Genomic DNA, 11,576 nt, shown 5'->3' with positions numbered 1-11,576 from the left:
CGGGGAGGCCCTCTTGGGGCCGAGCGGTGCGAGGGGCGCGTCGAGAAGAGGGGCTCAACCAGGCACTGGACCCTGTGGTGACGGCGCTGACGGGTGTGGCCGCGCGCGACTGAGCGTGTGTGGGGCGCCGTCGCCGCGCGCCGACGGGGGTGCGTGTCTACATTGGGGGCATGCCGGTCACCGCGCCCCCCGATGAGGATCTCGACGTCCTGCGCCGGCAGGACCCGGAGATCGCCGATGTGCTGCTCGGCGAGGTGCGGCGGCAGAGCGACAGTCTGCAGCTGATCGCCGCGGAGAACTTCGCCTCGCCCGCCGTCCTCGCCGCCCTCGGTTCCCCGCTCGCCAACAAGTACGCCGAGGGCTACCCCGGCGCCCGCCATCACGGCGGCTGCGAGTACGCCGACGCCGCCGAGCGGATCGCCGTGGAACGGGCCACCGCGCTCTTCGGAGCCGAGCACGCGAACGTCCAGGCGCACTCGGGCTCCTCGGCCGTCCTGGCGGCGTACGCGGCGCTTCTCAGGCCCGGTGACACGGTCCTGGCCATGGGTCTTGAGCACGGCGGGCACCTCACCCACGGTTCGCCCGCCAACTTCTCCGGCCGGTGGTTCGACTTCGTCCCGTACGGGGTCGACGCCGAGACCGGCCTCGTCGACTACGAGCAGGTCGCCGCGCTCGCCCGGCACCACCGTCCCAAGGCGATCGTCTGTGGCTCCATCTCCTACCCCCGCCACCTCGACTACCGGATCTTCCGCGAGATCGCCGACGAGGTCGGGGCGTACCTGATCGCCGACGCGGCCCACCCGATCGGGCTGGTCGCCGGGGGAGCGGCACCCAGCCCCGTCCCGCACGCCGACGTCGTCTGCGCCACCACCCACAAGGTGCTGCGCGGGCCGCGCGGCGGGATGATCCTCTGCGGGGAGGAGCTCGCGGGCCGGATCGACCGGGCCGTCTTCCCGTTCACCCAGGGCGGCGCCCAGATGCACACGATCGCGGCCAAGGCGGTGGCGTTCGGCGAGGCGTCCACTCCGGCGTTCGCCACGTACGCCCATCAGGTGGTGGAACACGCACGGGTCCTCGCCGCCGCGCTCGCCGCCGAGGGCTTCGCGCTCACCACCGGCGGGACCGACACCCACCTCATCACCGCCGACCCCGCGCCCCTCGGCGTCGACGGCCGCACCGCACGCGCCCGACTGGCCGCCGCCGGCATGGTGCTCGACACCTGCGCCCTGCCCTACGGGGAAGGGCGCGGCATCCGGCTCGGCACGGCCGCCGTCACCACGCAGGGCATGGGCGCCCCGGAGATGGCGAGAATTGCCGCACTGTTCACCGCCGCGCTACGGGATGAGCCCGCCGAGACCGCCCGGGCCAGGGCGGAAGTACGTGCCCTGACCGGCCGATTTCCCCCGTTCGGACGCTGAGGAAGACCCGAGCGCAACCGTTCGGGTGGCCCGCGTGTCTCCAAGCACATGGACGGCACGGCTAGGGTGTGGGGCTGAGATGGCCAGCGATTCCTGTGGGGCAGCCCGTGCGTGATTACCTGCTGACGCTCTGTGTCACGGCCGCGGTGACTTACCTCCTCACCGGTCCGGTGCGGAAGTTCGCCATCGCGACCGGGGCGATGCCGGAGATCCGCGCCCGCGACGTACACCGAGAACCGACTCCGCGGCTCGGTGGCATCGCCATGTTCTTCGGGCTGTGCACGGGCTTGCTCGTCGCCGACCACCTGCAGAACCTGAGCAGCGTCTTCGAACTGTCCAACGAACCGCGCGCGCTGCTCTCCGGCGCCGCGCTGATCTGGCTGATCGGCGTCCTCGACGACAAGTTCGAGCTGGACGCGCTCATCAAGCTGGGCGCGCAGATGATCTCGGCGGGCGTGATGGTCGCGCAGGGTCTGACGATCCTGTGGCTGCCGATCCCCGGCGTCGGCGTCGTCTCCCTGACCCCGGGGCAGGGCACGCTCCTGACGGTCGCCCTGGTCGTCGTCACCATCAACGCCGTCAACTTCGTCGACGGTCTCGACGGCCTCGCCGCCGGGATGGTCTGCATCGCCGCCGCGGCCTTCTTCCTGTACGCCTACCGGCTCTGGTACGGCTACACGATCGAGGCCGCCGCCCCCGCGACGCTCTTCACCGCCATCCTCATGGGCATGTGCCTGGGCTTCCTGCCGCACAACATGCACCCGGCGCGGATCTTCATGGGCGACTCGGGCTCGATGCTGATCGGTCTGATCCTGGCCGCCTCGGCGATCTCGATCACCGGCCAGGTCGACCCGGACGCGCTGAAGATCTTCGAGGGCTCGACCCGGCAGGCCACCCACGCCGCCCTGCCCGTCTTCATCCCCCTGGTGCTGCCGCTCACGATCATCGCGATCCCGATGGCCGACCTGGTCCTCGCGATCGTGCGCCGTACGTGGAAGGGCCAGTCGCCGTTCGCGGCCGACCGCGGGCACCTGCACCACCGGCTCCTGGAGATCGGGCACTCGCACAGCCGCGCGGTGCTGATCATGTACTTCTGGTCGGCGCTGATCGCCTTCGGGACGCTGGCGTACTCGGTCCACTCGGCCTCGATGTGGATCGTCCTCGGCATCACCGTGCTCAGCGCGATCGGTCTGGTGCTGCTCCTGCTGCCGCGCTTCACGCCGCGCGCCCCGCGCTGGGCGCAGGCCGTCGTCCCGCCGCGCTACCGGCGCCGCAAGCCGGCCCCCGTACCGGAGGTCGCCGCGAGCGTCCAGGCCGACGAGGGCGCGGACATGACGGAGGAGCGGGTTCCGGTGCCTGCGGGGCTCCACGGGGCCACCGCCATCGGCAACCGCGGGCGCTTCTCCGATCGGCGGAAGGCCGGAACGCCGAGTTGACGAAAGCCGCTTCGGCGGCCATTACCAGACAACTCGCCCTCGCGCCGTGCACACACGCGCGGAGTAGCCCTCATGTGTGACAGTTGGCACACCTTACGGGTAAAGAACTACTCAAATAGTTTGTGATACCGTTCACGAGACCCGGCGACAGTGCCGAAAGACCGTAGTGCGACGGTCCGTTGGCCCCGAGACCCACCTCGGACCGGGCTTACGCTCGTCCATGACGACACCATCGCCCCCTCCAGCAAGCGGAGACACCGCCATGCCGTCCAACGACGCACGCATCCTTCTGCACACCATCGTTCCCACCGCTGTCGTCGGCGTTGTCGCCACGGTCATCAGCGGCGTGCTCGCGGGTGGCAAGGGGGCGATCGGCGCCGTCGTCGGCACTCTGGTCGTGATCCTCTTCATGGGTATCGGGCAGTTGGTTCTGCAGCGGACGGCGAAGTCGCTTCCGCACCTCTTCCAGGCCATGGGGCTGATGCTCTACACGGCCCAGCTGCTGGTGCTCTTCATCTTCCTTGCCTTGCTCAAGAACACGACGCTGTTCGACTTCAAGGCCTTCGCCTTCACGCTGCTCGCGACGACCGTGGTGTGGGTCGCCGCGCAGGCCCGTGCGTACATGAAGGCCAAGATCACGTACATCGACCCCGGAAACACGGGGTCGAAGTCGTGAAGGGTAGGGCCGGGATAAAGCCACGTTCGGCTTCCTGCTATCGTCCGGTGCCAACTGCGGCACTGCGGGCGCGGGCATCCGAGCTGACGCCTGTCCCAGCGCGAGGCTCGATGCCGAACCGCCGCCCCCTTATCCGTAAGACCAGTCCAGTGCCGACCCGCGGCTGCGTGCCGCGCCGACACAACGAGGTTGCCGTACCTATGCGCCACGCTGAAGGAGCCCGCGGTGAGTGCTGACCAGACGCTTGCCTTCGACCCGGATTGCCACATCTTCAGTGGATGCGGCTTCCCGGCTCCGGGCCTGCACACGTTCATGTACGAGCCCATCGCCACGGTGGCCGGCATCGAGATCACGAAGCCGATGCTGCTCGCCGTGCTCGGGTCGATCGTGGTCGTCGGGTTCTTCTGGGCCGCCTTCAACAAGCCCAAGCTGATCCCCGGCAAGATGCAGATGGTCGGCGAGGCCGGTTACGACTTCGTGCGCCGCGGCATCGTCTACGAGATCATCGGCAAGAAGGACGGCGAGAAGTACGTCCCCTTCATGGTGTCGTTGTTCTTCTTCGTCTGGATCATGAACCTCTGGTCGATCGTTCCGCTCGCCCAGTTCCCGGTCACCTCGCTGATCGCCTTCCCGGCCGGTCTCGCGCTGATCGTGTACGTCATGTGGATCTCGCTCACCTTCAAGAAGCACGGCTTCGTGGGCGGCTGGAAGAACATCGTCGGTTACGACAAGTCCCTCGGTGCCATTCTCCCGATGGTCGTCGTCCTCGAGTTCTTCTCGAACCTCCTGATCCGGCCCTTCACGCACGCGGTGCGACTGTTCGCGAACATGTTCGCCGGTCACCTGCTGATCGTGATGTTCTCGCTGGCCACCTGGTACCTCATGAACGGCCTCGGCTTCGTCTACGCCGGCGCCTCGTTCGTGATGGTCCTCGTGATGACCGCCTTCGAGCTCTTCATCCAGGCCGTCCAGGCGTACGTCTTCGTCCTCCTGGCCTGCAGCTACATCCAGGGCGCGCTCTCCGAGCACCACTGAGCGATCCGTCCCGGATCGTAGCTTCACCCCCAATCCAACAGTCGTCCGGTGGCCAACCCCCACCGGGTCATTGAAAGAGAAGGAAGTAACGGCATGTCCGCTGCTCTCGAACTGGTCAACCTCGCCGCCCCCGGTGACTCCGCCAAGACCACCCTCGTCGGCAACGTCGCGTCCATCGGCTACGGCCTCGCCGCGATCGGCCCCGGCGTCGGCGTCGGCATCATCTTCGGTAACGGTACGCAGGCGCTCGCCCGCCAGCCCGAGGCTGCCGGCCTGATCCGCACCAACCAGATCATGGGCTTCGCGTTCTGTGAGGCGCTCGCCCTCATCGGCATCGTCATGGGCTTCGTCTACCAGTAAGCCGGACCGACAGCCCGATTCTTTTACGGAAGGCACTGATGTGAACGCGCTTCTTCTTGCGCAGGCGGAGGAGCCCCAGCCTCCTCTGCTGCCGCATCTTGACGAGCTCGTCATCGGCCTGATCGCCTTCGTCATCGTCTTCGGCTTCCTCGCCAAGAAGCTCCTCCCGAACATCAACAAGGTTCTGGACGAGCGTCGCGAGGCCATCGAGGGTGGCATCGAGAAGGCCGAGTCGGCCCAGATCGAGGCCCAGAGCGTGCTGGAGCAGTACAAGGCCCAGCTCGCCGAGGCCCGCCACGAGGCCGCGCGTCTTCGCCAGGAGGCGACGGAGCAGGGCACCGCGATCATCCAGGAGATGAAGGCGGAAGGCCAGCGCCAGCGCGAGGAGATCATCGCGGCCGGCCACTCGCAGATCGAGGCCGACCGCAAGGCCGCGTCCGCGTCGCTGCGTCAGGACGTGGGCAAGCTCGCCACCGACCTGGCCGGCAAGCTGGTCGGCGAGTCCCTCGAGGACACCGCCCGCCAGAGCCGGACGATCGACCGCTTCCTCGATGAGCTCGAGGAGAAGGCAGAGGCCGTCCGATGAACGGAGCGAGCCGCGAGGCACTGTCCGCCGCCCGCGAGTCCCTCGACGCGCTGACCGACAACACGTCGGCCGACGCGACGAAGCTCTCGGACGAGCTGACCGCCGTCACCGCGCTCCTCGACCGCGAGGTGTCGCTGCGCCGGGTCCTGACCGACCCCGCACAGTCGGGTGAGGCCAAGGCCGAGCTCGCGCAGCGACTCCTGAGCGGTCAGGTGGGCGGCGAGACCGTCGACCTGGTCTCGGGCATGGTGCGCAACCGCTGGTCGCGTTCGCGTGACCTCGTCGACGTCACGGAGGAGCTGGCGAGCATCGCCGACCTCACCGCGGCGCAGAAGGCGGGAGCGCTCGATGACGTCGAGGACGAGCTGTTCCGGTTCGGCCGGATCGTGTCCTCCAGCCCCGAGCTCCGCTCGGCGCTGACGGACAAGGCCGCCACGGCCACCGCCAAGGGCGCGCTGCTCCGCAGCCTGCTCGGCGGCAAGGCCCACGCGACCACCGAGCGTCTGGTCGTCCGTCTGGTGACCCAGCCCCGGGGACGTAGCCTGGAAGCGGGACTCGAGTCCCTCTCCAAGCTCGCCGCGGCGCGCCGGAACCGGATGGTCGCCGTCGTCACCACGGCGGTGCCGCTGTCCGACCAGCAGAAGCAGCGCCTCGGTGCCGTTCTGGCCAAGCTGTACGGCCGGGAGATGCACCTGAACCTCGACGTGGACCCGGCGGTCCTCGGCGGGATCACGGTGCAGGTCGGCGACGAGGTCATCAACGGGACCATCGCGGAGCGCCTCGGCGAGGCGACCCGGCGACTGGCCGGCTGACGGCTGCAGCCACCAAAAGCAACAAGCGTCACAGCATCACCAGCGGCCCGGTTGGGCCGTGCAGAGATTGCAGAAGATTCCTGGGGGTCGGCCCCCAGACCCCTTAAGAAACTTCGGGCCCAACAAGGAGAGCAGGGAACCCAGATGGCGGAGCTCACGATCCGGCCGGAGGAGATCCGGGACGCACTGGAGAACTTTGTCCAGTCGTACCAGCCGGACGCGGCCTCGCGCGAGGAGGTCGGCACGGTCAGCCTGGCCGGCGACGGCATCGCGAAGGTCGAGGGTCTTCCCTCGGCCATGGCGAACGAGCTGCTGAAGTTCGAGGACGGCACCCTCGGCCTCGCGCTGAACCTCGAAGAGCGCGAGATCGGTGCGATCGTCCTCGGCGAATTCAGCGGCATCGAGGAGGGACAGTCGGTGCAGCGCACCGGCGAGGTCCTCTCCGTCGGTGTCGGTGAGGGCTACCTCGGCCGCGTTGTCGACCCGCTCGGCAACCCGATCGACGGCCTCGGCGAGATCGCGACCGAGGGCCGCCGTGCCCTCGAGCTGCAGGCCCCGGGCGTTATGGCCCGTAAGTCGGTGCACGAGCCGATGGAGACCGGCTACAAGGCCGTCGACGCCATGACGCCGGTCGGCCGTGGTCAGCGTCAGCTGATCATCGGTGACCGTCAGACCGGCAAGACCGCTCTGTGTGTCGACACGATCATCAACCAGCGCGACAACTGGCGCTCGGGCGACGTGAACAAGCAGGTTCGCTGCATCTACGTCGCCGTCGGCCAGAAGGGCTCGACCATCGCGTCCGTTCGCGGCGCCCTGGAAGAGGCCGGTGCGCTCGAGTACACGACGATCGTCGCCGCCCCGGCGTCCGACCCGGCCGGCTTCAAGTACCTGGCGCCGTACACCGGTTCCGCCATCGGTCAGCACTGGATGTACCAGGGCAAGCACGTCCTGATCGTCTTCGATGACCTGTCGAAGCAGGCCGACGCCTACCGCGCCGTGTCGCTGCTGCTGCGCCGCCCGCCGGGCCGTGAGGCCTACCCGGGTGACGTCTTCTACCTGCACTCGCGTCTGCTCGAGCGCTGCGCGAAGCTCTCGGACGAGCTCGGTGCCGGTTCGATGACCGGTCTGCCGATCGTCGAGACCAAGGCGAACGACGTGTCGGCGTTCATCCCGACCAACGTCATCTCCATCACCGACGGCCAGTGCTTCCTGGAGTCCGACCTGTTCAACGCCGGCCAGCGCCCGGCCCTGAACGTCGGTATCTCGGTCTCCCGCGTCGGTGGCTCCGCCCAGCACAAGGCGATGAAGCAGATCTCCGGCCGCCTCCGCGTGGACCTGGCCCAGTTCCGTGAGCTCGAGGCGTTCGCCGCCTTCGGTTCGGACCTGGACGCCGCCTCCAAGGCGCAGCTGGAGCGTGGACAGCGCATGGTCGAGCTGCTCAAGCAGGCTCAGTACCAGCCGATGCCCACCGAGAACCAGGTCGTCTCCGTCTGGGCCGGCACCACCGGCAAGATGGACGACGTCCCGGTCGTCGACATCCGTCGCTTCGAGGCCGAGCTCCTGGCGTACCTCCGCCAGAACCACTCGGGTCTCATGACCTCCATCCGTGAGGGCGGCAAGATGTCCGACGACACCCTGCAGTCCGTCGGTGACGCCATCGCGGAGTTCAAGAAGCAGTTCGAGACCTCTGACGGCAAGCTGCTGGGCGAGGACGCTCCTGCCGCCGTCAACGTCTCGAAGTGACGACGGAAGGGACCTGACTCATGGGAGCGCAGCTCCGGGTCTACAAGCGTCGCATCAAATCCGTCACCGCGACGAAGAAGATCACCAAGGCGATGGAGATGATCGCCGCCTCGCGTGTCGTCAAGGCGCAGCGCAAGGTACAGGCATCGACTCCGTACGCGACCGAGCTGACCCGCGCGGTCACGGCGGTGGCCACGGGTGCGAATGACAAGCACCCGCTGACCACCGAGGCGGAGAACCCGATCCGTGCCGCGGTCCTGCTCCTCTCGAGCGACCGCGGTCTGGCCGGCGCCTTCAACTCCAACGCCATCAAGGCGGCGGAAAAGCTGACGGCGAAGCTGGAGGGCGAGGGCCGCGAGGTCACCGTCTACGTCGTCGGCCGTCGTGGCATCGCGCACTACAACTTCCGCGAGCGGAAGCTGGCCGGTACGTGGACCGGGTTCACGGACCAGCCGTCGTACGGCGACGCCAAGACGATCGCGGCACCGCTGATCGAGGCGATCGAGAAGGACACGGCGGAGGGTGGTGTGGACGAGCTCCACATCGTCTACACCGAGTTCGTCTCGATGATGACGCAGACGGCGGTCGAGGCCCGGCTGCTGCCCCTCAGCCTCGACGAGGTGGCGAAGGAGGCCGGCGGCTCGGACACGCTCCGTCCGCTGTACGACTTCGAGCCGTCGGCGGAGGACGTCCTCGACGCCCTGCTGCCCCGGTACGTCGAGAGCCGTATCTACAACGCGCTGCTCCAGTCGGCTGCTTCCAAGCACGCCGCCACGCGCCGCGCGATGAAGTCGGCGACCGACAACGCGGGAGACTTGATCAACAATCTCTCCCGACTTGCCAACGCGGCCCGCCAGGCCGAAATCACCCAGGAAATCAGCGAGATCGTCGGTGGCACCGCAGCCCTGGCCGACGCGACCGCGGGGAGTGACAAGTAATGACGACCACTGTTGAGACGGCCGCCGCCACGGGCCGCGTCGCCCGGGTCATCGGCCCGGTCGTCGACGTGGAGTTCCCCGTCGACGCGATGCCGGCGATCTACAACGCGCTGCACGTCGAGGTCATGGACCCGACCGAGGAGGGCGCGACCAAGACGCTGACCCTCGAGGTCGCCCAGCACCTCGGTGACGGCGTCGTCCGCGCCATCTCCATGCAGCCCACCGACGGCCTGGTCCGCCAGGCCCCGGTGACCGACACCGGCACGGGCATCACCGTTCCCGTCGGTGACGTCACCAAGGGCCGTGTGTTCAACACGCTGGGTGAGGTGCTGAACGACGATGCCTCCACCGTGGCCGACGCGCCGCGCTGGACGATCCACCGCAAGGCCCCGGCCTTCGACCAGCTCGAGTCCAAGACCGAGATGTTCGAGACCGGCCTGAAGGTCGTCGACCTTCTCACCCCGTACGTCAAGGGTGGAAAGATCGGTCTGTTCGGTGGTGCCGGTGTCGGCAAGACCGTTCTGATCCAGGAAATGATCGTCCGTGTGGCCAAGCTGCACGACGGTGTCTCGGTCTTCGCGGGCGTCGGCGAGCGCACCCGTGAGGGCAACGACCTCATGGTCGAGATGGAAGAAGCGGGCGTTCTGGACAAGACCGCGCTCGTCTTCGGCCAGATGGACGAGCCGCCGGGCACGCGTCTCCGCGTCGCCCTTGCCGGTCTGACCATGGCGGAGTACTTCCGCGATGTGCAGAAGCAGGATGTTCTCTTCTTCATCGACAACATCTTCCGCTTCACCCAGGCCGGTTCCGAGGTGTCGACCCTGCTCGGCCGTATGCCCTCCGCGGTGGGTTACCAGCCGAACCTGGCCGACGAGATGGGTCTCCTCCAGGAGCGCATCACCTCGACCCGTGGTCACTCGATTACCTCGATGCAGGCGATCTACGTCCCCGCGGACGACCTGACCGACCCGGCTCCGGCCACCACCTTCGCCCACCTCGACGCGACGACGGTTCTTTCCCGTCCGATCTCCGAGAAGGGCATCTACCCGGCCGTGGACCCGCTGGACTCCACGTCCCGGATCCTGGACCCGCGCTACATCGCGCAGGACCACTACGACGCCGCCACGCGCGTCAAGGGAATCCTGCAGAAGTACAAGGACCTCCAGGACATCATCGCGATTCTCGGTATCGACGAGCTGAGCGAGGAGGACAAGCTCGTTGTCCACCGCGCCCGCCGTGTCGAGCGCTTCCTGTCCCAGAACACCCACGCGGCGAAGCAGTTCACCGGTGTGGACGGTTCGGACGTTCCGCTCGACGAGTCGATCGCCGCGTTCAACGCGATCTGCGACGGTGAGTACGACCACTTCCCCGAGCAGGCCTTCTTCATGTGTGGTGGCATCGAGGACCTCCGGAAGAACGCCAAGGAGCTTGGCGTCTCCTGAGCCCCGTGCTCCGAGGGGGGCGGGATCCGGTCCCGCCCCCCTCACCACGCCCATTAGAATTGACCCCAACACCCGGCACGACCGCCGGGTGGTGACCCGAGGAGCCACCCTTGGCTGCTGAGCTGCACGTCGAGCTGGTCGCCGCGGACCGGAGTGTCTGGTCCGGCGAGGCCACCTTGGTCATCGCGCGTACCACCTCCGGCGACATCGGCGTCATGCCCGGCCACCAGCCGCTGCTCGGTGTGCTGGAGTCGGGCCCGGTGACCATCCGTACCAGTGAGGGCGCGACCGTCGTCGCCGCCGTCCACGGCGGATTCATCTCCTTCGCCGACGACAAGCTGTCTCTGCTCGCGGAGATCTGCGAGCTGGCGGACGAGATCGACGCCCAGCGCGCCGAGCGCGCGCTGGAGCGTGCGAAGTCGGACTCCGACGCCGCCGCCGAGCGGCGCGCCGATGTCCGGCTGCGCGCGGTAGCGGTCCGCTGACGGTCCGCGCCGAGTAGAAGTGCCCTCAGCCGCGGCACGGCTGGAATTATCCAGACCGTGCCGCGGCTGAGGCGATGCAGATGCACGTGTATTTCGGTTCGGCCGGCTGTGCCGGCTACGGGACGCAGCGAGGAGGTCGGTGAAGATGTTCCTCGCTCTGCTCGTGTGCGGCCTGGTCGTCGCACTGGTGGTGATCGGGCTCTTCGTCTTCGGCTTGCGCAGGAGGCTGATCCAGCGCGCCGGCGGCACCTTCGACTGCTCCCTGCGCTGGGACATCCCCGACGAGCCGGACCCGACCGGCAAGGGCTGGGTGTACGGCGTCGCCCGCTACAGCGGTGACGAGATCGCCTGGTTCCGTGTCTTCTCCTACGCGCCCCGCCCGCGCCGTGTCCTGGAGCGCTCGGCCATCGTGGCCCTGGAGCGCCGGATGCCGGAGGGCGAGGAAGAGCTCGCGCTGCTCTCCGACGCGGTGATCCAGGCCTGTACGTACGGCGGTGTCCGGCTGGAGCTCGCGATGAGCGAGGACGCCCGGACCGGCTTCATGGCCTGGCTCGAGGCGGCGCCTCCCGGCCAGAGGGTGAACGTGGCGTAGGACGTATACGTGAAGAAGCGGGGGTCGGCGTGCTGCGCCGGCCCCCGCTTCGT

The 11,576-nt window shown here is 68.1% G+C and carries 12 protein-coding genes; all 12 read left to right on the top strand.

Translation table 11 applies throughout. The features are described 5' to 3' along the window. Positions 1–170: 170 nt before the first annotated feature. The 12 genes from glyA to ACIBG6_RS14925 all read left to right on the top strand — a co-directional run bounded on the left by glyA (position 171) and on the right by ACIBG6_RS14925 (position 11,523). Entirely contained in the window at positions 171–1,418 is a 1,248-nt protein-coding gene (glyA, locus tag ACIBG6_RS14980) for a serine hydroxymethyltransferase (protein WP_399223004.1), read from the top strand. Positions 1,419–1,525: 107 nt separating this feature from the next. After that, entirely contained in the window at positions 1,526–2,854 is a 1,329-nt protein-coding gene (locus ACIBG6_RS14975; protein WP_399223003.1) for an MraY family glycosyltransferase, read from the top strand. Positions 2,855–3,116: 262 nt separating this feature from the next. Continuing rightward, the gene (locus ACIBG6_RS14970) at positions 3,117–3,530 is read left to right on the top strand and encodes a hypothetical protein (RefSeq protein WP_399223002.1); all 414 of its coding nucleotides are present in this window, start codon (positions 3,117–3,119) and stop codon (positions 3,528–3,530) included. A 225-nt stretch (positions 3,531–3,755) separates the two neighbouring features. Beyond that, positions 3,756–4,565 (top strand): F0F1 ATP synthase subunit A, encoded by an 810-nt coding sequence (atpB, locus tag ACIBG6_RS14965; protein ID WP_024761916.1) that lies wholly within the window; start codon positions 3,756–3,758, stop codon positions 4,563–4,565. 93 nt (positions 4,566–4,658) lie between these two features. Beyond that, complete coding sequence (atpE, locus tag ACIBG6_RS14960; RefSeq protein ID WP_055599282.1) at positions 4,659–4,925, top strand: ATP synthase F0 subunit C; 267 nt, start codon at positions 4,659–4,661, stop codon at positions 4,923–4,925. 40 nt (positions 4,926–4,965) lie between these two features. Next, positions 4,966–5,511: a F0F1 ATP synthase subunit B gene (locus tag ACIBG6_RS14955; RefSeq protein WP_329621161.1), complete on the top strand. Its 546-nt coding sequence runs from the start codon at positions 4,966–4,968 to the stop codon at positions 5,509–5,511. Next, entirely contained in the window at positions 5,508–6,323 is an 816-nt protein-coding gene (locus tag ACIBG6_RS14950) for a F0F1 ATP synthase subunit delta (RefSeq protein WP_399223001.1), read from the top strand. Before ACIBG6_RS14955 ends, ACIBG6_RS14950 begins: the two co-directional genes overlap by 4 nt. A gap of 144 nt (positions 6,324–6,467) precedes the next feature. Continuing rightward, entirely contained in the window at positions 6,468–8,066 is a 1,599-nt protein-coding gene (gene atpA / locus ACIBG6_RS14945; RefSeq protein WP_024761912.1) for a F0F1 ATP synthase subunit alpha, read from the top strand. A gap of 20 nt (positions 8,067–8,086) precedes the next feature. Further along, positions 8,087–9,004 carry a F0F1 ATP synthase subunit gamma gene (locus ACIBG6_RS14940; protein ID WP_399222999.1) on the top strand — a complete coding sequence of 306 codons (918 nt, stop codon included), beginning with the start codon at positions 8,087–8,089 and terminating at the stop codon, positions 9,002–9,004. Next, positions 9,004–10,446: a F0F1 ATP synthase subunit beta gene (gene atpD, locus ACIBG6_RS14935; RefSeq protein WP_317599169.1), complete on the top strand. Its 1,443-nt coding sequence runs from the start codon at positions 9,004–9,006 to the stop codon at positions 10,444–10,446. Before ACIBG6_RS14940 ends, atpD begins: the two co-directional genes overlap by 1 nt. A gap of 110 nt (positions 10,447–10,556) precedes the next feature. Beyond that, positions 10,557–10,931, top strand: a complete 375-nt coding sequence (locus tag ACIBG6_RS14930; protein ID WP_024761909.1) for a F0F1 ATP synthase subunit epsilon — start codon at positions 10,557–10,559, stop codon at positions 10,929–10,931. A gap of 145 nt (positions 10,932–11,076) precedes the next feature. Continuing rightward, a complete protein-coding gene (locus ACIBG6_RS14925) occupies positions 11,077–11,523 on the top strand; it encodes a DUF2550 domain-containing protein (protein WP_399222997.1) in 447 nt (148 codons plus the stop codon). Positions 11,524–11,576 lie beyond the last annotated feature (53 nt).

Source organism: Streptomyces sp. NPDC050842, from assembly GCF_044456565.1.
GTDB lineage: Bacteria > Actinomycetota > Actinomycetes > Streptomycetales > Streptomycetaceae > Streptomyces.
This window is presented reverse-complemented; position numbering and strand designations above follow the sequence as displayed.